The sequence below is a fragment of the Actinophytocola sp. genome, assembly GCF_035942955.1.
Lineage (GTDB): Bacteria > Actinomycetota > Actinomycetes > Mycobacteriales > Pseudonocardiaceae > DASYTH01.
Genome location: NZ_DASZCQ010000228.1, coordinates 72,250 through 94,830, shown reverse-complemented (window position 1 = coordinate 94,830; position 22,581 = coordinate 72,250). Strand labels below are relative to the sequence as shown.

Sequence of the window (22,581 nt, the reverse complement as noted above, 5' to 3'; positions counted from 1 at the left end):
CGCATGCGCACGAAACGAAAGAATCGAGGCTGGTTGGTTGCCGGGGCCTGAGCCTCGGCGGCGGCGCCGACGACGCGCTGGATGCGGCCGTCCGCAACGCGATATCGTCGGGCGTCGTCTTCGCCATCGCCGCCGGCAACTTCGCCGCGGACGCCGGCGGCTTCTCGCCGGCCCGGGTCGCCGAGGCGATCACCGTCGCCGCGTCCGACGAGTTCGACGGCCAGGCGGGCTTCTCCAGCTTCGGCTCCATCGTGGACATCTACGCCCCCGGAGTGCGGATCCTGTCGTCCTGGAACACCGACGGCAACGCCACCAACACGATCAGCGGCACCGCCATGGCCACTCCGCACGTGGCCGGCGCCGCAGCCCTCTACCTCGCCACTCACCCCGACGCCTCCCCGTCCGACGTCGCCGCCCTCACCGCGGCCGCCACCCCGGACAAGATCCAGAACTCCGGCGCCGGCACCCCCGACAAGTTGCTCTTCACCGGCACCTGACCCCCACCCGATCCACGGCGTGGTGGTCGGCCGGCGCCGGCGACCCTTGACAGCCGCGGGCCGGGGGTGGCTACCCTCGTCCGTAGCGCGTTGGGGATCGCGCCGCGACTCGCCGGAAGGCTGGAAGCCACCCCTGAGCTGTCGGTTCGAGCGACGGATACCGAAGCTGGCGTTCCGCCCGTGCGAGTCCGGGCGACCAGCGAGGTGTTCTGACGTGAAGACGCTCCCCGACAACCCCAACCTGGACCACCTGCGGCAGCAGGCCAAGGATCTTCTGGCCGGCCTGCGGGACGTCGACCCCACGACCTCACTTGCCGACGCGCAGGCGTCGCTTGCACAGCAGTACGGCTTCCGCACCTGGACGGACCTCAAGGCCGAGGTGGACCGCATGCGCGGGCGGGCAGACGTGGCGGACCCGGCCCTCGCGCGGGCGATCGCCGACGGCTACGGCTTGGGCGAGGTGACCGCCGAGATGCGGTCGGTGGCCCGGGCCGACGAGATGGGCCGTCGCTGGTCGCTGCGGACCGATCGAGGCCGCTGGTCGGTTCGCACGATGGACACCTGGATCCCCATCGTCGACGCCGAAACCGAAGTCGCACTCCAACAGGCCGCGGCCGCCGCGGGTGTGCTGCTTCCGATGCCGGTCCGGAGCCGGCGGGGCCGCATCATGGAATCCATCGGTGGACACAGCTGGCGGGTCAGCGAATGGTTGCACTCCGGGCCGCCGCTCTCGGCGCCGGCGAGCACGTCGGTCACTCGCGCGGTGGGCGGGATCCTCGCCGCGATCCACGGCCTGGCCCTACCGGTGGACCGGATCAGCCCGTGGCACAGCCTCCGCCTGTCGGGCAGCACCTGGCCGGAGCTGGCGACCTCGGCGCACGCCATGGGCGCCCCGTGGGCGCCCGACCTGGCCACGGCAATGCCCACGTTGCTGGAGCTGGACGCCATCGCCGCGGACACCCCCGCCCCTGAACCGGTGCTGTCACACAACAGTTTGGGCCCGGGTAACGTGCGCCGCGGGAGCAACGGCCGCCTTATCGTGATGGGCTGGGAGCACGCCGGAGGCCAACCTCCCGGTTGGGAACTGTGCGACGCCTTGGTGCACTGGACCATTGATCCCCATCGCGGCGTCAACACCGCAGGCGCCCGGGCATTGATCGACGGCTACCTGGCGACCGCGGGCCGGATCCCGGCCCTGGACCTGACCATGTTCCGCGGCACCGCCACAAGCCTCGTGAACTATGTGGCCGGCCAACTCCACTACGCACTGGACGCCGGCACCAACGAAGATCAACGCTTTGCCGCCCGCAACGTCCGACATCTCCTGTCCCATCTGCCAACGCGGGCCGTTCTCGAGCAACTCCTCGACGTAGCGGCCGCGGTGCGCCCCTGAGTGAATCGCCAATGGTTGGCGCGGTCAGGGTGCCTCCGTGGCGGCGTCGATGACGGCGTGGAGGGATTTGACGAGGAGGTCGACCAGACTGTCGCGATTGGAGGGTCGGGTGCCGGTCCAGGTGAGGGCGAGCTCCTCGGCGAAGGACCACCAGGCGCGGATGACGAGGGTGATGGTGGGGGGTTGGGGGTCGGGGCTGAGGGCGGCAAGGACGCGGTGGGTGAGGGCGTCCTGGGTTTCCTCGTGGATGGAGCGGACCCAGTCGTCGGCGCTGGGACTGCGGAAGAGCGCGATGTACGGCTCGCGGCGGCGTTCCAGGTAGGTGACGTAGTCGGAGACGATGGCGTGGATCTGGGCGGGGGCCGGGGTGTCGTGGTCGGGGGCGATGCGGCGCAGGAGGCGGCGGCTGGCGGCCCGGACCACCGCGACGTAGTAGTCCTGCTTGGTGGGGAAGTAGTGGAACAGCAGGCTGCGCGAGATGCCGGCCGAGGCGGCGACCTCGTCGATGGTGATCTGGTGGATGGGGCGGGTGGCCAGGAGTTGGAGGCCGATGCCGATCAGCTGCCGGCGGCGGTCCTCGGCGTCGAGCCGGGTGCGCCGGGGCGGCGCTGTGCTGTCCGTTACAGCCACGGCACCTCCTGTCACTATTGAGCATTGCTCGATAGGAAGAGTAGCTTGTGGGGCAACCCGGAGTGAGGAGGCTCGACGTGGACTTTGCGCACTCGGCCAGGGCAGCGGATTACATCCAGCGGGTGGGGGACTTCATCCGTGCCGAGATCGAGCCGGTCGAGCCGGAGTACCACCGCACGCTGCACGCGCAGCAGAACCCGTACGTGGTGCTGCCGATCATCGAGGAGCTCAAGGCGAAGGCCCGCGCCCAGGGTCTGTGGAACCTGTTCCTGCCAGACGAGGTGCACGGGGCCGGGCTGACCAACGCGGAGTACGCGCCGCTGGCCGAGCTGATGGGGCGCTCGTTCATCGCGCCGGAGATCTTCAACTGCAACGCGCCGGACACCGGCAACATGGAGGTGCTGCACCTCTACGGGAGCGAGGCGCAAAAGAAGCAGTGGCTGGAACCGTTGCTGCGCGGGGAGATCCGCTCGGTGTTCTGCATGACCGAGCCGGAGGTGGCCTCCTCCGACGCCACGAACATGGCCGCCACCGCGATCGTCAAGGACGACCAGGTCGTCCTCAATGGACACAAGTGGTTCTCGAGCGGGATCGGCCACCCCAACGCCAAGGTGGCGATCTTCATGGGGCTGACCGACCCGGACGCGCCCAAGTACCAGCGGCACTCGATGGTGCTGGTGCCGCTGGACACGCCCGGCGTGGAGGTCAAGCGGATGCTGCCGGTGTTCGGGCGGCACGACGAGCCGTTCGGGCACGGCGAGGTGACCTTCACCGACGTCCGGCTGCCGGTGGACGCGGTGATCGCCGGGCCGGGGCGCGGCTTCGAGATCGCCCAGGGCAGGCTCGGGCCCGGCCGCATCCACCACTGCATGCGGCTGATCGGGTTGGCCGAGAAGGCGCTCGAGCTGGCCTGCCGGCGCGCGACGAGCCGGGTCGCGTTCGGCAAGCCGCTGATCAACCTGGGCGGCAACCGGGAGCGGATCGCCCACGCCCGGATCGCCATCAACCAGGCGCGGCTGCTGGTCATGCACACCGCGTGGCTGCTGGACACCAAGGGGCTCATGGGCGCGCGCAGCGAGGTGTCGCAGATCAAGGTCGCGGTGCCGAACATGGCGCTTGACGTCATCGACATGGCCATCCAGCTGCACGGCGCGGCCGGGGTGACCGACGACTTCCCGCTCGCCGCGGCCTACTCCGGGGCTCGCGCGCTGCGGCTGGCCGACGGCCCGGACGAGGTGCACCTCAACCTGGTGGCCCGGCGCGAGCTGGCCGGGTACGAGCAATGAGGAGCCGGATCCTGATCACCGGTGCGGGTTCGGGTCTCGGCAAGGCCATGGCCACCCGGTTCGCCGGGGCGGGCTGGCGGGTGCTGGTGACCGATGTGGACACCGCGACCGGCGCGGCGGTGGCCAAGGAGCTGGAGACGACCTTCCTGCCGCTGGACGTCACCGACAACGCGGCCTGGCTGGCCGCGCTCGACTGGTGCACAAGGGAGTGGGACGGGCTGGATGTCCTGGTCAACAACGCCGGGGTGGCGTCGGGCGGCCCGTTCGAGCGGATCGACCTGATGGACTGGGACTGGATCTGGAACATCAACCTCAAGGGCGTCGTGCGCGGCTGCCGGATGTTCGTCCCGCTGTTCAAGAAGCAGGGCTCCGGCCACCTGGTCAACGTCGCCTCGCTGGCCGGGATCATGAACCTGCCGGCGATGAGCTCGTACAACGTCACCAAGGCGGGGGTGATCTCGCTGTCGGAGACCCTGCGCCACGAGCTGGCGCCGTACGGGATCGCCACCACGGTCGTGTGCCCGGGGTTCGTCAAGACCAACATCGGCGAGCGGGCCCGCAACGTCGACCCCGCCATCACCAAGCTCAGCGAGAAGCTGATGGAGTCGTCGAAGGTGACCGCGGAGGACGTCGCCGACCAGGTGTTCGACGCGGTGCGGGACAAGCGGTTCCTGGTGCTGACCCACCCGGACGGCCGCAAGTCCGTGCGGCTCAAGCGGTACCTGCCGGCTTTGGTCGACCGCCAGATTGCCCGATACTGGTCCCGGCTCCGGCGCGCGCTGGAGCGGGAGGACGGGTGATCTTGACCGATACGTTGACCGACCAGCCGGGTGAGGTGCGCGAGGAGGACAGCTTCGACACGGCCGCCGTGCACGAGTGGCTGTCGTCGCATGTGGACGGACTGCGCGGGTTGCCGGTGGTGCGCCAGTTTCCCGGCGGCGCGTCGAACCTGACCTACCTGCTGCGGTATCCCGACCGGGACCTGATCCTGCGCCGCCCGCCGGTCGGTCGCAAGGCCGCCTCCGCGCACGACATGAAGCGGGAGTACCGGGTGCAGCGCCAGCTGCGACCGGTGTTCCCGTACGTGCCCAACGTGCTCGCGCTGTGCGAGGACCACGCGGTGCTCGGCTCGGACTTCTACGTCATGGAACGGATTCCCGGCATCATCCTGCGCGGGGACCTGCCGCCGGGGATGACCATCCCGCCGGACCGCGCCCGCGCACTGGCGTTCGACGCGATCGACCGCCTGATCGAGCTGCACCGGGTCGACCCGGCCGCCGCCGGCCTCGGCGACCTCGGCAAGGGCGCCGGCTACGTCGAGCGCCAGGTGCGTGGCTGGTCCGAGCGGTTCCGCGCGGCCCGCACGGACAACGTGCCGGAGTTCACCGAGGTCATGGCCTGGCTGGAGGAAAACCGCCCGCCGGACGTGCGCATCTGCGTCATCCACAACGACTTCCGGTTCGACAACATGGTGCTCGACGGCCCCGAGACGCTCAACGTGGTCGGCATCCTCGACTGGGAGATGGCCACCCTCGGCGACGCCCTGATGGACCTGGCCGGCACCGTCACCTACTGGATCCAGGCCGACGACGACGAGGTGGCGCAGCGCACCCGCAAGCAGCCCACCCACCTGCCCGGGATGCCGACCCGCATGGAGGTCGTGGACTACTACTGCGACCGGATGGGCCTGTCCACCGAGAACTGGACGTTCTATGAGGTGTTCGGCGCGTTCCGGCTGGCGGTGATCATGCAGCAGATCTACTACCGCTACCACCACGGCCAGACGCACAACCCGGCGTTCAAGGACCTCTGGATGTACGCCGGCTACCTCGAGTGGCGCTGCCGCAAGGCGATGGGCGGCTGAATGCCCACCGTCTACCTGATCCGGCACGGGCAGGCCTCGTTCGGCGCGGCCGACTACGACGTGCTGTCCGAGGTGGGAGAGCAGCAGTCCAAGGTGCTGGGGGAGGAGCTGCGCCGCCGGGAGGTCCGGGTGGACCGGGTGTGGTCGGGCACGCTGCGCCGGCACCGTGCCACGGCCGCCGCCTGCCTGCCCGTGGCGGAGGTGGATCTGCCGATCGACGAGGATCCGCGGTGGAACGAGTACGATCACCTCACGCTGGTGCAACGGTCCCTGCCGCCGGAGGAGATACCGTCCGGCGGGGGCGGGAAAGCACAGGACTTTCAGCGGCTGCTGGACGCGGCGCTGCTGGCCTGGATGGGCGAGCCGGAGACCAGCTGGCCGGACTTCCAGGACGGCGCGTGCGCCGCGCTGGACGAGGTGTTCGTGCACCTGGGCAAGGGCGGCGCCGGCCTGGTGTTCACCTCCGGCGGGGTGATCTCCGCGATCTGCGCCCGGCTGCTCGACCTGCGGCCGGACGGGTTCCTCGCGCTCAACCGCACTATGGTGAACGCGAGCCTGACCAAGCTGGTGCACGGCCGGTCCGGCACCTCGCTGATCTCGCTCAACGAGCACGGCCACTTCGAGGGCCCGCACCGGGAGTTGCTGAGCTACCGGTGAAAGGGTAGGGATGGGCTCATGCGTCGACCCAGCATCGAACCGAGGGTGTGGCAGCCGCCGAGACTCGACCCGCGGTCCCGCCCGACCCGGCCCAGCCTGCCGAGGCTGACCGTGCTCAGCGTCAACGGCCACGGCACGGAGGACGTGGTGGTCGACGACAAGGGCCACGTGTTCACCGGGGTGCGCGACGGCCGCATCCTCCGGCTGACCCCGGACGGCCGGCGCCTGGACACCATCGCCGACACCGGTGGCCGGCCGCTGGGCATCGAGCTGCATCCGGACGGCCGGCTGCTGGTCTGCGACGCCAGGAAGGGCCTGCTGCTGGTCGACCGGACCAGCGGCGAGGTCGAGGTGCTCGTCGGCCGCGGTCCGGAGCTGCGGGTGTGCAACAACGCCGCCGTCAAGGCCGACGGCACGATCTACTTCACCGACTCCACCAGCCGGTTCGATCTCGACCACTACAAGGCCGACCTCCTCGAGCACTCCGGCACCGGCCGGCTGCTGCGCCGCGACCCCGGCGGCGCCGTCGAGACCGTGCTGGACGGCCTGCACTTCGCCAACGGCGTCGCGCTGGCGGCCGACGAGTCCTATGTGGTCGTCGCGCAGACCGGCGCGTACCGGCTGGACAAGGTCTGGCTCACCGGTGACAAGCCGGGCGCTTCCGAGACGCTCGCCGACAATCTCCCCGGCTTCCCGGACAACCTGTCGACCGGCTCGGACGGCCTGATCTGGATCGCCCTTGCCACCCCGCGCGACCGGCTGCTCGACGAGTTGCTGCCGAGGCCGCCGGGCATTCGCAAGGCCCTGTGGGCCCTGCCGGAACGGTTGCACCCCAAGGGGAAGCGCACGGTCTGGGTCCGCGCCATGGACGGCGCCACCGGTGCGCTCGTGCACGAGTTCTACGGCACCCACGAGGATTTCCACATGGTCACGGGCGTCCGCGAGCGGGACGGCAAGGTCTACCTCGGCAGCCTCGAGGAACGCTCCATCGCCACATTTGACGTTCCGTAATCCGAGCACCACCCGAACGTGGGACGCGAGATCAGCCCGCGTCGTCTTCAATAGACGAATCGAGAATGGACGACCGCACGTAAGGTCGTGACCGGACCCAACCCTCCACACAGGACACGATTTCGCCATGCGCCGTTGCCTCACCATGCTCGTCGCGCTCGCCGCCGCGCTGACCACCGCCACCCCGGCCGCCGCCGGCCCGGACGTCGTGGGCGGCGAGCGCGCGGCGCCCGGCGAGTTTCCCTGGATGGTCCGCCTGTCCATGGGCTGCGGCGGATCGCTGATCGCACCGGACGTCGTGCTCACCGCCGCGCACTGCGCCGGCCGGACCGGCCAGAACACCTCGATCACCGCGACCATCGGCACGATCGACCTGGCCGACGCCGACGCCGTCAAGGTGCGCTCGACCCACGTCTACCGCCCGCCCGAGTACGTCAACTACGACCAGGGCAGCGACTGGGCGCTGATCCGGCTGGACAAGGCGGTCGAGCAACCGCTGCTGCCGATCACCGACACCCCGCGGCACGACACCGGCACGGTCACGGTGATGGGCTGGGGCGCCGACCGGGAGGGCGGCTACCAGCAGCGCTGGCTGCTCAAGGCGCGGGTGCCGATCGTGGCGGACGACATCTGCGGCACGGCGTACCGGGCCAGCGGAGTCAACTTCGCCGACGACGCGATGATCTGCGCCGGCCTGTTCGAGGCCGGGGGAGTGGACACCTGCCAGGGCGACTCGGGTGGGCCGATGGTGACCACCCTCGAGGACGGCACGCACCTGCAGGTCGGCATCGTGAGCTGGGGCCAGGGGTGCGCCCGGCCGAAGTACCCGGGGATCTACACGCAGCTGTCCAGTTACGCCGCGAAGATCACCGAAGCGCTGGCGGAGCTTCCCCCGGCCGACCCCGGCACGGCAGACTCTGCGGATGGGAAGTTCACACATCCTTGATGGGCGGTTCGCCCGATTGTTCGGTGCCGTGCGCACTGACGCGATTCCGTGGCGCTCATGACCGCGCTCATGGCCTCGGGCCCGAAGCCCCTGCACGGTGCGCAGCGCACGGTCGCCGCTCAGGTCGGCACCTACCTGTTCATCATGGGACCGTTCCTCGCGCTGATCGCGGCGATCCCGCTGACCTGGGGGTGGGGGGTCGGCTGGATCGACCTCGGGCTCGCCGCGGCGTTCTACACCGGCACCAGCCTCGGCATCACGGTGGGCTTCCACCGGTACTTCACCCACCGGGCGTTCAAGGCCCCGCGGAGCATGCGGATCGCCCTGGCCATCGCGGGCAGCATGGCGCTGCAGGGGCCGATCCTGCACTGGGTGGCCGACCACCGGCGCCACCACGCGTTCTCCGACCGCGACGGCGACCCGCATTCGCCGTGGGCGTTCGGCACCTCTCCGCTGGCACTCGCCAGGGGATTCTGGCACGCCCACATGGGATGGATCTTCGACCGCCGGCTCACCAACCAGGAGCGGTTCGCCCCGGACCTGCTCGCCGACAACGACATCCGGCGGGTGCACCGCCAGTTCGGCCTGTGGACGGCGGTCACCATGGCCGCCCCGGCCGTCCTCGGCGGCCTGATCACCTGGTCGGTGTGGGGCGCGATCACCGCGTTCTTCTGGGCCGGCCTGGTCCGCGTATCCTTCCTGCACCACGTGACATGGTCGGTCAACTCCATCTGCCACATGATCGGCAGCCGCCCGTTCGCGGCCCGCGACCACTCGGCCAACTTCTGGCCGCTCGCCATCCTCAGCATGGGCGAGTCCTGGCACAACCTGCACCACGCCGACCCCACCTGCGCCCGGCACGGCGTCAAGCGGGGACAGATCGACATCTCCGCCCGGCTCATCTGGGTGTTCGAGAAGCTCGGCTGGGTCACCGACGTCCGCTGGCCCACCCCCGCCCGCCTAGCCACCCTGGCCGCGCGCCGGGAAGCAACGTGACGCGGCTTCCCCGGCTCACGTGAGGTGTAGCCCCGCCACGTTGATCGCGACGGCAGCCCGGACGCGGGTACGGAGACGGCCGCACGATCTGGTGGAGATGCGGTCCGCATGGCCGCGGTTTTCGCGAGAGGTCGGCGGTGGTGAGGACCGGGTGCAGCACAAGATCGCCGTGGCGGACTACTGCCGCGCCGCGGGCGCTGCGCGGCAGTCGTTTCCGCGCTTTGATCCTGGTGGTTACCAGGCCGTGGAATCTGAGCGGCCGACTCCGTATCTCACGGGCCTGCTCGGCGTGCATGCAGTGCCGCCACGATGATGGCGGCGGCGGCCCAGGCTTGGGGGCGGCAGGCGGAGGGGTAGTGCACGGGCGGGCCGTCGTCGAGGACGCCGTAGAGCTCCGGCGGGCGGGCGTCGAAGTATTGCGCGGCCCGGAGGAGGGCTTCGGACAGGGTGCCGGCCAGGTCGTGGTGGCCCTCGGTGGCCAGGCCCATGATCGCGATGGCGGTGTCGTGCGGCCAGACGCTGCCGCAGTGGTAGCTGATCGGGTTGTAGGCGGCGTGCGTCGTGGTCATCGTGCGCAGGCCGTAGGGCGTGGTCAGGTCGGGGGCGGCGAGCCGCTCGGCGACGGACCGGGCCTGCTCGGTGGACAGCAGGCCGGTGCCGAGCAGATGGCCCATGTTGGAGGTGGCGCCGGAGACCGGCGTCTTGGCCGCGTCCAGGGCGATCGCGGGGTACGGCCCGACCTCGTCGCGCAGCCAGAAGGCGGCGTGGAAGCGGTCGCGTAGCCGCTGCGCCCAGTCCAGCCAGGCCGAGCCCTCGGCCAGGCCGAACGCCCCGGCGAGGCTGGCCGCGCCGGCCGCGGCGGCGTAGGCGTAGCCCTGTACCTCGCACAGCGCGACCGGGGGCTGCGCGAAGCGGCCGTCGAGGTGCCGGATCGCGTCGGCGGAGTCCTTCCAGCCCTGGTTGGCCAGGCCGCCGGAGGTCGAGCCGGCGTACTCGAGCAGGCCGTCGCCGTCCGGGTCGGCGTCCGGGCCGGTGATCCATTCCATGGCCGCCACCAGGTTCGGCAGCAGGGCCGCGACCTCGTCGGTGGGCATCCCGGCGCGCCAGGCGTCGTGCAGCAGGCACACCCACAGCGCGGTGGCGTCGATCGTGCCGTAGTACGTCGCGGGCAGGGTCAGCTCCGGCGTGCGCTGCGGGGCCGGGCGGGCCTCGTGCAGGATCTTGCCCGGCGCCTCCTCGGACTCGGGGTCGTGCCGGACACCCTGCCGGCGGGCCAGGATGCGCAGCGTGCCGGCGGCCAGCTCGGCGCCGCCGACAGCCAGCAGCATCCGGGCGGTCCACAGCGCGTCCCGGCCGAACAGCGTCAGGTACCAGGGCGCTCCGGCGGCGACGAACCGGTCCTGCGGCACATCCGGGTCGGCCAGCAGCAGCGCGTCGAGGTCGGCCAGGTTGGCGTCGACCAGCGCCCGCACCTCGCCGGGGACCAGCGGTACCGTCCATTGTGGAGCCACCGCCGGCGCCGGCAGGAAACCGGTGTGCCGGCGGTCATCGCAGGCCCCCGAGAGGAGCAGCGACCACGCGCTCCTTGGCGGCAGCTCGACCTCCCAGGCCAGCTCGGCGCGGGCGCCGGCCACCGACGCGGTCGACGGCGCGGGCGTGCATCGCAACGAAACGGTGATGTCGTCGGCCTCCCACCGCACGTTGTCCTCGTGCAAGAGTGGAGCGGCCGGCTGGGTGAGCCGCATCGACCTGACCGCGTCGATACCGGCGAGGTCGGTGCTGACGCGCGCTCGCAGCGTCAGGGTTGCCGCGGACGTGCCGAAGTTGGTGAGCTCGACCCGGTCGGTCAGCGCCGACGGCGAAAGGGCACGATGACGGCCGATCGTGACCGACGGGTCGTTCCCGGCGACCGGGGCGATCATCGACTGGACGGTGACCGCCGAGGCTCCGTTGCGCCACATGCCGATCGGCACCACCCGGCCATCGGCCACGGAGATCTCCAGCTGGGCAAGGGCCCGGCGATCGCGGCGGTACCAGCCGTCGGATCCACCGGAGCGGATCTGACCGTCCGATGCGGACAGTACGAGATCGGGAGCGTGCAGAACGGTGATCAGGTCATGCAGCGCGGGCACGGGGCGGCTCCTCGAGTCGCGGGGTTGACACTAGGGCGCGCGTGGGACACCCTAGGCCAGCGTTTGACCGGTCAAACCGGCACGTAGTGTGCCACCCGAGCGATCATGCGCCGACACGGGAGGACAGGGGCAGGGGCCAGAGGAGTCGACGATGACTCAGCGGTCGGTCCGCCATCGGGCGGTGACCCTGCGGCAGGTGGCGGCGCACGCGGCCGTGTCGCGGCAGACCGTATCCAACGCCATCAACGCGCCACACCGGCTCGAGCCGTCGACCCTGGCCAAGGTCATCAAGGCGATCGACGAGCTGCGCTACCGGCCCAACCGCAGCGCCCGCAGCCTGAGCACCGGCAGCGCCGGACTGATCGGCTACTGCATTCCGCAGCGCTCGATCGGTTATGCGAATTCCATGATGGACTCCTTCCTGCACGCGCTGTCCGCCGCGATGGAGACCGTCGGGCGCCACGTGCTGCTGTTCACCGCCCCGCCCGGGAAGTCGGGCATGCCGGTATACGCCGATCTGGTGGCGCAACAGGCCGTGGATGCGTTTGTGCTGTCCGACTCGGAGCGGGATGATCCTCGCCATCGGTGGCTGGCCGAGCGGGACATCCGGTTCGTCTCCTTTGGGCGGACGTGGCCCCGGGATGGCCGGGAACCGTGGTCGTGGGTCGATGTGGACGGTGCGGCGGCATGTGCGGCGCTCGTCGACGGGCTGCACGCCCGCGGGCACCGCAGAATCGGGTTCGTCGGCAGGAGTGGTCGGTTGGGTGCCGCTGAGGACCGTCGGCGGGGATGGCGTGACGCCTGCGCGCGTCTCGGCCTGCCGATCAGCGGGATGTCGGTGTCGTGTGCCGGGGACACGGCCGTGGACGGCGAACGGGCCGCCCACGTCCTGCTCGACCGGGCGAAACCGCCGACGGCGATCATGGCTCTGTCGGACGTGTTCGCGCTCGGTGTGATGCGTGCGGTGACGAACCGGGGCGGCCGGCCGGGAATCGACGTCGCCGTCACCGGTTTCGACGACACACCGCTGGCCTCGGCGGTCTCGCCGGGGCTGACGAGCGTGCGGCAGCCGGTGGCCGAGATCGCGGCCACCGCGTTGCGGCTGCTGGAGGCTCCCGCCGGCGATCCCGAGGGTGTCCTGCTGCCAGCCATGATCGTCAGCAGGGCGAGCGCTGATATAACGCAGGGTTGAAGTAGAAGTTATCGGACAGGAGATGCGGAACATGATGGTTGGAGCAAGGGCCCTGCGTGGCGCGGTCGCGCTGGCCGCGGCGGCCCTGCTTGCGGCGTGCGGAAGCGATTCCGGCAACACCGGAGGCGGGGGCGGCGGCGGAGGTGGTCAGCCGGCCGCGCTGGAGGGTCGCGGCGAGATCACCTTCGTGAGCGGCAAGGACACCTCCGGCAACATGCAGAAGCTCATCGACAAGTGGAACACCGATCACCCGACCGAGAAGGTGCGGATCGTCGAGCTGCCGGAGTCCGCGGACGGACAGCGCCAGCAGATGGTGCAGAACGCCCAGATCAAGTCCGACGCGTACACCGTCCTCAACCTTGACGTGGTGTGGACGGCCGAGTTCGCCGCCAACCGCTGGGTCGTGGAGCTGCCGCAGGACCAGTTCGACCTGGACAACTACCTCAAGCCGGCGGTGGACACCGCGAAGTACCGCGACAAGCTCTACGCGCTGCCGGTCTACGGCGACGGCGGGCTGCTGTACTACCGCAAGGACCTGCTGGACCAGGCGGGCCTGCAGCCGCCGAAGACGTGGACGGAGCTGATCGCCGCGTGCCAGAAGGTGCGCGGGCTGCCGGGCACGGAGAACATGGGCTGCTACGCCGGCCAGTTCGAGAAGTACGAGGGCCTGACCGTCAACTTCGCCGAGGCCGTGCAGTCGGCCGGCGGAACGATCGTCAATGAGGACGGCACCCCCGCGGTGAACAGCTCGCAGGCCAAGACCGGGCTGGACACCCTGGTCCAGGGCTTCAAGACCGGCGCGATCCCGCAGCAGGCCATCACCTTCAAGGAGGAAGAGGGTCGGCGGGCATTCCAGGCCGGTCAGCTCCTGTTCCACCGGCAGTGGCCGTACCAGTGGGCGCTGGCCAACAAGACCGACGGCTCCTCCCAGGTGGTCGGCAAGTTCGACGTCGCGCCGCTGCCCGGCGTGAACGGCCCCGGCTCGTCCAGCCTCGGCGGGCACAACTTCGCGATCTCCGCCTTCGCCAAGAACAAGGCCACCGCGCTGGACTTCATCAAGTACTTCTCCAACGAGGACAACCAGCGGTCCAACCTGCTGGCCACGTCGCAGGCCCCGACCCGCACCAAGCTGTACGAGGACAGCGAGCTGGTGCAGAAGTTCCCGTATCTGCCGACGCTCAAGGCCTCGATCGAGGGCGCGAAGCCGCGGCCGAAGGCCGTCAAGTACGGCGACGTCACCGCGGCGATCCAGGAGAACGCCTACGCCGCGCTGACCGGAACGAAGAGTGCCGATCAGGCGCTTTCCGATCTGCAGAAGAAGCTCGAGGAGCTGACCAAGCAGTAGGTCCACGTTCCCGGCCGGGCGCGGCATTCCCCCGGCGCCCGGCCGGGAATACCCTCATTCGATTCGCCACCACCCGCCCGGAGATCACCGTGACCACGACCGCGCAAGCCCCGCCGGGGGAAGCCAAGCCCCAGAGAAAATCGTCACCGAAGATGAGCCCCCAGGGGTCGGGGAAGCTCGCCGCGCTGCTGCTGTCGCCCACGTTCGTCGTGCTTGCGCTGGTGATCGCCTATCCGCTGATCTCCGCCCTGCGTGAGTCGCTGTACCGCAGAGAGGAGGGGGTCGACGAAAGCGGGTTCGTCGTCGAGGGGGAACGGTTCGTCGGCATCGACAACTACACGGCGATCTTCCAGGGCGAGGTGGCCGACCGGTTCTGGAACGCGTTCGTCAACACCACCATGTTCACCGTAGTCTCGGTGGCGATCGAGATCGTGATCGGGGTGTCGATGGCGCTGGTCATGCACCACGCGCTGCGCGGCCGGGGCCTGGTGCGGGCCAGCATCCTGGTGCCATGGGCGATCCCGACCGCCGTGTCCGCCCTGCTCTGGCAGTGGATCTTCCAGAGCGACGGCGTGGCCAACGCGGTCATCGGCCAGCAGGTGCTCTGGACCGCCGAGGGGCAGCAGGCGTTCTGGGCGGTGGTCATCGCCGACACCTGGAAGACCGCGCCGTTCATCGGGCTGCTCACGCTGGCCGGGCTGCAGATCATCTCGACCGACGTCTACGAGGCCGCCAGGGTCGACGGCGCCAACGCCTGGCTGACGTTCTGGCGGATCACGCTGCCCCTGGTGAAACCGGCGCTGCTGGTCGCGGTGCTGTTCCGGGTGCTGGACGTGCTGCGCATGTTCGACCTGCCCTACGTCATGATCGGCGCGCGGAAGTCGTCGGTCGAGACGCTGTCCATGCTGGCCCAAGACGAGGCGACGAACCTGCGCTACGGGCCGGCGGCCGCCTACGCCACCGTGCTGTTCGTCTACGTCGTGCTGGTCGCGTTCGTGTTCGTCAAGCTGCTCGGCGCCGACATCATCGGCGAAGCGAGAACTCGACGGAAGGAAGTCAAGAAACGGGCACCCGTGCCGGCGCCGTCCACCGCACAGGCAGGAGTTGGGGTATGAGCACCACCGCACCCGGCGCCGGCCGCCGCTGGCTGCTGCACCTCGGCATCGCCGTCATCGTCCTCTACTGCCTCATCCCGTTCTACTGGATGGTGGTCTCGTCCTTCCGGCTGCCGACCGAGCAGAACGAGAAGACGCTGTTCCCGCAACCGTTCTCGATGGAGAACTTCACGGCGGTGTTCGACCCGGCGGTCGGCTTCGGCCGGAACCTGCTCAACAGCATCGTCGTCGCCGGGATCACCACGATCCTGACCCTGATCCTCGGCACGTTCGCGGCGTACACGATCGCGCGCATGGAGTTCCGGGGCAAGGGCCTGGTCGCCGGGATCATCATCGCGATGTCCATGTTCCCGGTGGTCTCGCTGCTGGTGCCGCTGCTCAAGCTGTTCACCGACATCGGGTGGATCAACACCTACCAGGCGATGATCGTGCCCAGCCTGTCGTTCGCGCTGCCGCTGACGGTGTGGGTGCTGGCCACGTTCTTCCGGCAGATGCCCAAGGAGCTCGAGGAGGCCGCGATGGTCGACGGGCTCACCCGCGGCCAGGCGTTCCGTAAGATCATCATCCCGCTGGCCGCACCCGGCATGTTCACCACGGCGATTCTCGCGTTCATCGCGACGTGGAACGAGTTCATCATCGCCCTGACCATGGTGAACGAGAAGAGCATGCAGACCGCGGTCGTGGCCGTCTCCCAGTTCACCGGCACGACCGGGTTCGACTCGCCGTTCGGCACGAAGATGGCCGCCGGCGTGCTCCTCACGGTACCGCTGGTGATCGTGGTGCTGATCTTCCAGCGCCGGATCATCGCGGGCCTCACCGCTGGAGGTGTGAAGTAAGAATGCTGCGCCGCATCACCCTGTATGCGGCGACCACGGCGCTGGCCCTATCGGTCTGCGCCATCCCGGCCGCCGCCGAAGAATCCACTGTGGACGACGTACTCACCGGGCTGGGGGAGGTGTCGGAGACCAGTCGGCTTGCCGACCGGCGCGCGCTGGTCACCGGCGACCGGTTCATCGCGATGGGCGACGAGACCGGGCTCTATCCGGCCAGCGGCTGGCACATCCGCGGTGAGATGGCCGGCTTCTGGACGCCGCCGGTCAAGCTGCTCGACGGGATGTGGTTCGCCGTCGACGGCGCCTGGCTCGGCGACGACCTCGCCACCACCCGCTACACCAACGGGTTCGGCTACCAGCGCTACGCGTACCGGCCCAGCGGCGGCGTTGCGGTGGACCGGGTGGACTTCGTGCCGGACGGCACCAGGGCCGCGGTGATCGGCCTGGTGCTGCGCTCCGACACGCCGAAGACCGTGCGGCTGGCCATGGACGCGCACTCCGAGCTGATGCCGGCGTACCCGTGGGGCTGGACGACGCCCAACGCCGGCGACGTGAACCTGCCGGACACCGGGGCGTTCGCCAACGGCACCCTGGAGTTCCGGGAGAACGGCACCTCGCCGGGCCTCGGCGCGCACGACTACGCGGCCGTGGTCGGCGGATCGCTGAACCCGACCGGGCACGCGCTCGGCGCCGGGCACCGTGGCCCGCAGGAGCCGCCGGTGGTCTGCCCGGCCGACGGGCCGACGCCGTTCCGCTGCGACGACTCGGCCACCGGGCGCGGCACGGGCGGGCGGCTGGACTACCGCGTCCGGCTCACGCCGGGGCGGCCGACGACGGTCTGGTTCGGTGTGGCCGGCTCGGATCGCGGACCCGGCGTGGCCAGGGCCGAGTTCGCGGCCGCCATGCGCGACCCGCTGCGGGCCCTCGTGTCCAAGGTGGACAGCCGGCGGAGGCTGGCCGGCAACACCGTCGTCGACCTGCCGGGCGACCGGCTGCTGCAGCGCAGCGTCGAGTGGAGCAAGCAGAACCTGGCCGACTCCGTGCAGGAGGCGCGGGATCTGAACCTGCGCGACGTGGACGAGGGCCGGGCATATCCGGCGGCGGCGGGTAGCCTGCGGGCGGCGCGCTGGTTCGGCGCCGGGTTCCCCGACTACCCGTGGCTGTTCGCCACCGACGGCGAGTACACCGCGTTCGCCGCGGTGGCCGCCGGCCAGTTCGAGCCGCTCAAGGCGCACCTGCTGGCGTTGCGCGACGTCAGCGAGGTGGTCAACGACCGCAGCGGCAAGCTCGTGCACGAGGTAGTGTCCACAGGGGACGTCTACTTCGGAGCAAACGACGACGCCGGCAACACCGACGAGACCGTGAAGTTCCCAAGCGCGGTGGCGCTGGTGTGGCGGTGGACCGGAGACGACCGGTTCCGCGACGAGCTGTACGACTTCGCCGTGCGCAACCTGCGCTACGTCGAGCGCACGCTCGACGCCGACGGCGACGGCTGGCTCGAGGGCCTCGGCAACGTCGAGCGGTCCGGCATGGGCGTTGAGAAGCTGGACAGCACCGTGTACTTCATCCGCGGCCTGCTCGACCTCGCGGATCTGGCCACCAGCAAGGGTGATCGGGCCACCGCGCAGTGGGCGACCCAGCGGGCGACCGCGCTACGCGGCCAGTTCGAGCAGCAGTGGTGGACCGGCGGGGACGCCAACAACTACGCCGAGTCGATCGACGATCCGGCCAACCCGGCCAACGACAACACGAGGATCTTCCAGCGGCACTGGACCGGGGTCACGCCGATGGAAGCCGAGCTGCCCGGTGGTCCACTCGCCTCCGTCGAGCACGGCAACACCGCGCTCACCCAGCGGGAGCGGGACTGCTTCACCGGCCAGTACGGCCTTTTCCACACCGGCAGCGGCCCGACCTCGGCGCCGGAGGGCAACCCCGGCCCGTCGTGCGACAGCGTGGTGTCCACTGTGCGCAGTGAGCGGTCGATCTTCTCGCTGAACACCGCGGTGATGGCGGTGGCCGAGGGCAACTACGGCCGGCTGGGCGCCGGGCAGCAGGGCCGGTACACCACCGGCAACGCCCGGATCCAGCTCGACCCCACCGTCTGGGAGACCCCAGGCCACATGCCGGAGATCGCCCCGTCCCCGGACTTCGTGGCCAACATCGACCGCGCGTTCACCGACCGGTCGATGTCGCTGCAGGCCTGGGGCGCCTACGGAACGCTGTGGCCGGTGGTGCACCAGCAGCTCGGCGTCGCCCCCGATCTCGGTTTCGGCCGGCTGTCCGTGGTGCCGCAGATTCCCGCGGGGCAGCAGCAGATCGGTGGCCGCAACATCCGGCTGGGCAAGGGCTCCGTGGACGTCTCGGCGTCGGCCGGCGACCGCCAGCTCCGCACGACCGTCCACATGCAACGGTTGCGCGCGGCGCTGACGATCGGCGCGGTGCTGCCCGCCGGAAAGTCGGTCGGCGGCGTGACGCTCAACGGCCGCCCGGTGGCCTACGACGTCGTGCGCACGGCCCGCGGCGACGAGGTCCGGGTGCGCGGCGGCGACGGCACTCTGGTGGTGAGCCTGAAGTAGGGCCAGGATGGGGCCCATGCTCAAGCGACGCCAGGTACTCACCGGAGCCGCCGCGGCGGCCGGGGCCATGCTGGTCGGGACGAACGCGGTGTCCGCGACGCCCGTTGCGGACACCGCCGACCCGTTCCCGCTCGGCGTGGCCAGCGGGGATCCGTTGCCGGACGGCGTGGTGCTGTGGACCCGGCTGCTGCGGGAAGCGGGCGCGATGCCGCGCCGGGTGATCCCGGTTGGCTGGCAGATCGCCGAGGACGAGCGGTTCCGGCGGGTGGCGCGGGCCGGGGTGGCGCTGGCTCGCGCGGAGCTGGCCCATTCGGTGCACGTCGACGCGCGCGGGCTGCGGCCGGGGCGGGAGTACTTCTACCGCTTCCGGGCCGGACGGCACCTGAGCCCGGTGGGGCGCACCCGGACCGCGCCGGGCCGCCACGCCGACCCGGAGCGGCTGCGCATCGCCGTGGCCAGCTGCCAGGACTTCCAGAACGGTTACTGGCCGGCGTACCTCGGCATGGCCGACGAGGACGTCGATCTGGTGCTGCACCTCGGCGACTACATCTACGAGTCCGACCCGAACAGCCGGTTCCCGGACCGCGTCCACACCACGCCGGCCACGCCGGGGCTGGGCCAGCTGCGCACCCTTGACGACTACCGCGCCCGGCACGCGCTGTACAAGAGCGACCCGGCTCTGCGCGCGGCGCACGCGGCGTTCCCCTGGGTGTCCACTTGGGACGATCACGAGGTGGAGAACAACTACGCCGACCTGATCGACGAGATCGACGACACCGGTCCGCGGCGGCAGACCCCGGAGGAGTTCGCCGTCCAGCGGGCCGCCGGATACCAGGCCTACTACGAGCACATGCCGATCCGGGCCACGCCGCGGCCCGGCTCGCCCGCGCTGCGCATCTTCCGCCGGTTCGACTTCGGCCGGCTGGCCCGGCTCAACGTGCTCGACACCCGGCAGTACCGCACCGACCAGCCCGGCGGGTTCCCCGACGACCTCGGGCCGGAGCCGCCCGGCGCCGGCAACGTCGACGGCACGCTCACCGGCGCCGAGCAGGAGCGCTGGCTGGCCGACGGGCTGACCGGCTCGGCCGCGCGCTGGAACGTGGTGGCCCAGCAGGTCATGATGAGCCGCACCAGGTTCCCGAATCCCACGCAGGTGCCGCCGACGATCGTCAACCTCGACCAGTGGGACGGCTACCAGCCGCAGCGCACCCGGCTGCTGCGGCTGCTGGCCGACGCGCGGGTGGCCAACCCGGTGTTCCTGGCCGGCGACATCCATTCCACCTGGGTCAGCGAGCTCAAGCCGAACTTCGACGATCCGGCGTCGCCCAATGTGGCCGTCGAGTTCGTCGGCACCTCGATCAGCTCGGATTTCCCGGTGGCATTCGACGCGCCCATCAAGCAGTTCAACCCGATCCTCAACCCGCACGTCCGCTACTTCGACGGGCTCAACCGGGGTTACCTGCGCTGCGAGATCGGTCGGGACATCTGGCGCACCGACGTTCGCGTGGTCGACACCATCGAGGTCCGCCAGGCGCCGACCAGAACCGCCGCGTCGTTCTTGGTCGAGTCCGGCCGATCGGCGATCATCCCGGCATAGCCCGGATTACGCGCATTTGGCGGGTATCCCTGATTGTCGCACCCGGAGTAGCGTCCCACGCCGGGGTCCGCACCGCCAGAAGCGATCACCGTCGATCACAAGGGACGTGGCATGAGAAGGCGGATTTGGACGGCCGCGGCCGTCATTACGCTAACCGGAGCAATTCTCACCGTGGCCAACGCGCCGTCACAAGCGGAGGCCAAGGGCAGGTTCGGATTCGACGCCAAGCCGGGACGGCCGCAGCTGTCCGGTGTGGCCGACCCGGACATCCTCAACGGGACCGGGGTGACCGCTGCTCGGGGGGTTGCGACCGCCGTCGGAGCGGCCTCGGATGACATCCAGGCCAACGGCGACAACAAGGCCAACCCGAGCGCGCAGTTCGGCAGCGGATCGGGCTGGCCGGCCAACGAGACGTCCATCGCCATCAACCCGACCAACCCCGCCAACGTGATCGCCAGCGCCAACGACTACGAGCCGGGCGTCGACTCGATCATGGGTCTGTACGTGTCGTTCGACGGCGGCAAGACCTGGCCGTACAGCCGGCACACCCGCCAGGTCATCACGCCGGACCGGGCCATGTACGGCACCGGGGACCCGGTGGTCACCTTCGACCGCGACGGCGTGGCCTACGCGTCGTTCATCGCCTTCGGCCGCACCAACTGCGACTCCTACATCGGGGTGATCCGCTCCGAGGACGGCGGGGTCACCTGGTCGACGGTGGTCGACGGGCCCGCGCCCGCCGGCACCCTGATCTCCGAGGGCGACGGCATGACCGTGCACAACGGGGGACCGGAGGACTGCCAGATCTTCCACGACAAGGAGTGGATGACGGCCGGGCCGCGGCCGGCGGGCGCAACCCTGGTGCCGGGCACCGATCCGCTTCGGGTCAGCGTCGACCGGCTGTACGTCACCTGGACCGTGTTCGACAGCGGCCCGTCGGGCACCGAGAGCGTCGACTCGGCGATCCACGTCGCGTACTCCGACGACCAGGGCCGCAACTGGTCGGAGCCGCAGGAGATCTCCGGCAGCGCGCCGTTCTGCGAGTTCCAGACCGGCGACCAGGACGCCCCCGCGTGCGACGAGGACCAGTTCTCCGTGCCGGTGGTGGATCCGCGCAACGGCCACGTGTACGTGGCGTTCGAGAACTTCAACGTCAACAGCGTCGAGCGCAACCAGTACCTCGTGGTGAAGTCGGTCGACGGCGGCGCCACGTGGGATCCGCCGGTCAAGGTGGCCGACGTGTTCGACGGCGCCGCCAAGTACCCGGTGTGCGCCGGGCGGCAGACGCTCGACCTGATGTGCGCCCGCACCAACGCCGCCGGCAACATCGACATCGACGACCGGAACGGGCGGCTGTACCTCACGTTCGCCGACAACCGCAACGGCACCGCGGAGAACACCAACACCGACGTGTTCGTCGTCTCGTCGTCCGACGCCGGACGGACCTGGAGCCAGCCGCTCAACATCACCGGCGCCTCCGTCGACGACCAGTGGTTCCCGTGGCTGTCGGTGACCCCGGACGGAGTGGTCGCGGTGGCCTACTTCGACCGGCGCTACAGCGGCCCGCAACTGATCGACACCTCGCTGTCGGTGTCGACCAACAACGGCCGCGGCTTCAACACCCGCCGGGTGTCGGAGCGCTCCTGGAACGCCGACCTCGCCTTCCGGCAGGGCACCTTCATCGGTGACTACAACGGCCTCGCCACCAGCCGCGGCGTCGCCATTCCATGCTGGACCGACGCCCGGTTCGCCGAGCCGAACGTCGAGGGCAACAACCCGCCGAACCAGCAGTCCGATGTCATGGTCGACCCGGAGACGATTCCGACCAGACGCTGAGCGAATGCCATGAAGGGACCCTTTGGGACGGTCGACGCCCCGAAGGGTCCCTTCACTGCACGGTGTGTCGCTCCCGGGAGACCGGGCCGCGCCCTGGCACCATGGCCGCATGCCCGAGCTTGGGATGTCCGTGCTTCCCGGAAGCGTCGTCGCGTCACATCTCGAGGCGAGCGCGGCGGGGCTCGCCGACGGCACCACCGCGCCGCGGGTGGGGGCGTGCGTGGGCACGGCGGGGGAGCTGGCCGCCATCGTCGAGCACCTTGTCGCCGGCCAGCGACACATCGCGGCGGCGCTTGGCCAGCTGGCCGACTACGTGCGGGGCCGCCGGGTCGACGGCGCCCTGTCCGAGGTGCTGTCCGCGGCCGCGGAGGCCTCCGGGCACTCCGCGGAAGCCCTTACCGAGGCCCGTCCGCTGCTCGACGTGGTGCTGGACATGATCGGCGCGGAGACCCGCCTGTCATAGCGGAGCGGCCGATCTCGACCAAGGTCGGTGCGGCCGACCCGGCCATTTCGAAATTCCACGCCGTTGCGACCGGTGAGCGCGGCGACCGGCCAGAACAGCGCCGGGCCGGCCCATGCCGAGCCGGAGCCGTCGTCCCGCGCGGGGCAGGGGAAGCATGGTCGTTTGTCGGTGTCAGACCCTACCGATACCGTGGGTTGAGCGAGGTTCTGCGG

The 22,581-nt window shown here is 70.3% G+C and carries 18 protein-coding genes and 2 pseudogenes; 18 read left to right on the top strand and 2 right to left on the bottom strand.

All coding sequences use genetic code 11. The features are described from left to right. Positions 1–47: 47 nt before the first annotated feature. Both VGX25_RS23780 and VGX25_RS23775 read left to right on the top strand, forming a co-directional pair. A pseudogene (locus VGX25_RS23780) lies at positions 48–497 on the top strand (S8 family serine peptidase); the annotation flags it as partial. A 214-nt stretch (positions 498–711) separates the two neighbouring features. Further along, positions 712–1,890 carry a phosphotransferase gene (locus tag VGX25_RS23775; RefSeq protein WP_326920100.1) on the top strand — a complete coding sequence of 393 codons (1,179 nt, stop codon included), beginning with the start codon at positions 712–714 and terminating at the stop codon, positions 1,888–1,890. 24 nt (positions 1,891–1,914) lie between these two features. Here the strand turns inward: VGX25_RS23775 and VGX25_RS23770 are convergent, their stop codons facing one another. Next, positions 1,915–2,520 (bottom strand): TetR/AcrR family transcriptional regulator, encoded by a 606-nt coding sequence (locus tag VGX25_RS23770; protein WP_326920099.1) that lies wholly within the window; start codon positions 2,518–2,520, stop codon positions 1,915–1,917. Between the two features lie 77 nt (positions 2,521–2,597). On the opposite strand from VGX25_RS23770, the gene VGX25_RS23765 reads away from it, so the two are divergent. The 7 genes from VGX25_RS23765 to VGX25_RS23735 all read left to right on the top strand — a co-directional run bounded on the left by VGX25_RS23765 (position 2,598) and on the right by VGX25_RS23735 (position 9,280). Then, on the top strand, positions 2,598–3,806 hold the full coding sequence (locus VGX25_RS23765; protein ID WP_326920098.1) for an acyl-CoA dehydrogenase family protein: 1,209 nt from the start codon (positions 2,598–2,600) through the stop codon (positions 3,804–3,806). Then, on the top strand, positions 3,803–4,606 hold the full coding sequence (locus VGX25_RS23760; protein ID WP_326920097.1) for an SDR family oxidoreductase: 804 nt from the start codon (positions 3,803–3,805) through the stop codon (positions 4,604–4,606). The genes VGX25_RS23765 and VGX25_RS23760 overlap by 4 nt, the downstream gene beginning before the upstream one ends. Before the next feature lie 2 nt (positions 4,607–4,608). Next, positions 4,609–5,670, top strand: coding sequence for a phosphotransferase family protein (locus VGX25_RS23755; protein WP_414635933.1), 1,062 nt, complete (start codon positions 4,609–4,611; stop codon positions 5,668–5,670). Beyond that, complete coding sequence (locus tag VGX25_RS23750; RefSeq protein WP_326920095.1) at positions 5,671–6,327, top strand: histidine phosphatase family protein; 657 nt, start codon at positions 5,671–5,673, stop codon at positions 6,325–6,327. It abuts the gene before it with no gap. A gap of 18 nt (positions 6,328–6,345) precedes the next feature. After that, positions 6,346–7,338 (top strand): SMP-30/gluconolactonase/LRE family protein, encoded by a 993-nt coding sequence (locus VGX25_RS23745; RefSeq protein ID WP_326920094.1) that lies wholly within the window; start codon positions 6,346–6,348, stop codon positions 7,336–7,338. A gap of 127 nt (positions 7,339–7,465) precedes the next feature. Continuing rightward, the gene (locus tag VGX25_RS23740; RefSeq protein WP_326920093.1) at positions 7,466–8,284 is read left to right on the top strand and encodes a serine protease; all 819 of its coding nucleotides are present in this window, start codon (positions 7,466–7,468) and stop codon (positions 8,282–8,284) included. Positions 8,285–8,341: 57 nt separating this feature from the next. Beyond that, the gene (locus VGX25_RS23735; protein ID WP_326920092.1) at positions 8,342–9,280 is read left to right on the top strand and encodes an acyl-CoA desaturase; all 939 of its coding nucleotides are present in this window, start codon (positions 8,342–8,344) and stop codon (positions 9,278–9,280) included. A gap of 272 nt (positions 9,281–9,552) precedes the next feature. Here the strand turns inward: VGX25_RS23735 and VGX25_RS23730 are convergent, their stop codons facing one another. Then, positions 9,553–11,412: a glycogen debranching N-terminal domain-containing protein gene (locus VGX25_RS23730; protein WP_326920091.1), complete on the bottom strand. Its 1,860-nt coding sequence runs from the start codon at positions 11,410–11,412 to the stop codon at positions 9,553–9,555. A 151-nt stretch (positions 11,413–11,563) separates the two neighbouring features. On the opposite strand from VGX25_RS23730, the pseudogene VGX25_RS35750 reads away from it, so the two are divergent. The 9 genes and pseudogenes from VGX25_RS35750 to VGX25_RS23690 all read left to right on the top strand — a co-directional run. After that, positions 11,564–11,722: pseudogene (locus tag VGX25_RS35750) on the top strand (LacI family DNA-binding transcriptional regulator); the annotation flags it as partial. A gap of 96 nt (positions 11,723–11,818) precedes the next feature. After that, positions 11,819–12,604, top strand: coding sequence for a substrate-binding domain-containing protein (locus tag VGX25_RS23725; RefSeq protein ID WP_414635932.1), 786 nt, complete (start codon positions 11,819–11,821; stop codon positions 12,602–12,604). Positions 12,605–12,635: 31 nt separating this feature from the next. Continuing rightward, a complete protein-coding gene (locus VGX25_RS23720) occupies positions 12,636–13,949 on the top strand; it encodes an ABC transporter substrate-binding protein (RefSeq protein WP_326920089.1) in 1,314 nt (437 codons plus the stop codon). A gap of 152 nt (positions 13,950–14,101) precedes the next feature. After that, positions 14,102–15,064: a sugar ABC transporter permease gene (locus VGX25_RS23715; RefSeq protein WP_326920088.1), complete on the top strand. Its 963-nt coding sequence runs from the start codon at positions 14,102–14,104 to the stop codon at positions 15,062–15,064. Continuing rightward, positions 15,061–15,900, top strand: coding sequence for a carbohydrate ABC transporter permease (locus tag VGX25_RS23710; protein ID WP_326920087.1), 840 nt, complete (start codon positions 15,061–15,063; stop codon positions 15,898–15,900). Before VGX25_RS23715 ends, VGX25_RS23710 begins: the two co-directional genes overlap by 4 nt. A gap of 2 nt (positions 15,901–15,902) precedes the next feature. Next, positions 15,903–18,473: a hypothetical protein gene (locus VGX25_RS23705; protein ID WP_326920086.1), complete on the top strand. Its 2,571-nt coding sequence runs from the start codon at positions 15,903–15,905 to the stop codon at positions 18,471–18,473. A 16-nt stretch (positions 18,474–18,489) separates the two neighbouring features. After that, complete coding sequence (locus VGX25_RS23700) at positions 18,490–20,070, top strand: alkaline phosphatase D family protein (protein ID WP_326920085.1); 1,581 nt, start codon at positions 18,490–18,492, stop codon at positions 20,068–20,070. A gap of 111 nt (positions 20,071–20,181) precedes the next feature. Further along, the gene (locus tag VGX25_RS23695) at positions 20,182–21,906 is read left to right on the top strand and encodes a sialidase family protein (RefSeq protein ID WP_326920084.1); all 1,725 of its coding nucleotides are present in this window, start codon (positions 20,182–20,184) and stop codon (positions 21,904–21,906) included. A gap of 109 nt (positions 21,907–22,015) precedes the next feature. After that, on the top strand, positions 22,016–22,369 hold the full coding sequence (locus VGX25_RS23690; RefSeq protein ID WP_326920083.1) for a hypothetical protein: 354 nt from the start codon (positions 22,016–22,018) through the stop codon (positions 22,367–22,369). The last annotated feature ends 212 nt before the right edge of the window (positions 22,370–22,581 follow it).

Coding starts and splice junctions, on each gene's coding strand:
- VGX25_RS23760 (WP_326920097.1), top strand. CDS start 3,803: ATGAGGAGCCGGATCCTGATCACCGGTGCGGGTTCGGGTCTCGGCAAG.
- VGX25_RS23750 (WP_326920095.1), top strand. CDS start 5,671: ATGCCCACCGTCTACCTGATCCGGCACGGGCAGGCCTCGTTCGGCGCG.
- VGX25_RS23745 (WP_326920094.1), top strand. CDS start 6,346: ATGCGTCGACCCAGCATCGAACCGAGGGTGTGGCAGCCGCCGAGACTC.
- VGX25_RS23740 (WP_326920093.1), top strand. CDS start 7,466: ATGCGCCGTTGCCTCACCATGCTCGTCGCGCTCGCCGCCGCGCTGACC.
- VGX25_RS23735 (WP_326920092.1), top strand. CDS start 8,342: ATGACCGCGCTCATGGCCTCGGGCCCGAAGCCCCTGCACGGTGCGCAG.
- VGX25_RS23725 (WP_414635932.1), top strand. CDS start 11,819: ATGATGGACTCCTTCCTGCACGCGCTGTCCGCCGCGATGGAGACCGTC.
- VGX25_RS23720 (WP_326920089.1), top strand. CDS start 12,636: ATGATGGTTGGAGCAAGGGCCCTGCGTGGCGCGGTCGCGCTGGCCGCG.
- VGX25_RS23715 (WP_326920088.1), top strand. CDS start 14,102: ATGAGCCCCCAGGGGTCGGGGAAGCTCGCCGCGCTGCTGCTGTCGCCC.
- VGX25_RS23710 (WP_326920087.1), top strand. CDS start 15,061: ATGAGCACCACCGCACCCGGCGCCGGCCGCCGCTGGCTGCTGCACCTC.
- VGX25_RS23705 (WP_326920086.1), top strand. CDS start 15,903: ATGCTGCGCCGCATCACCCTGTATGCGGCGACCACGGCGCTGGCCCTA.
- VGX25_RS23700 (WP_326920085.1), top strand. CDS start 18,490: ATGCTCAAGCGACGCCAGGTACTCACCGGAGCCGCCGCGGCGGCCGGG.
- VGX25_RS23695 (WP_326920084.1), top strand. CDS start 20,182: ATGAGAAGGCGGATTTGGACGGCCGCGGCCGTCATTACGCTAACCGGA.
- VGX25_RS23690 (WP_326920083.1), top strand. CDS start 22,016: ATGCCCGAGCTTGGGATGTCCGTGCTTCCCGGAAGCGTCGTCGCGTCA.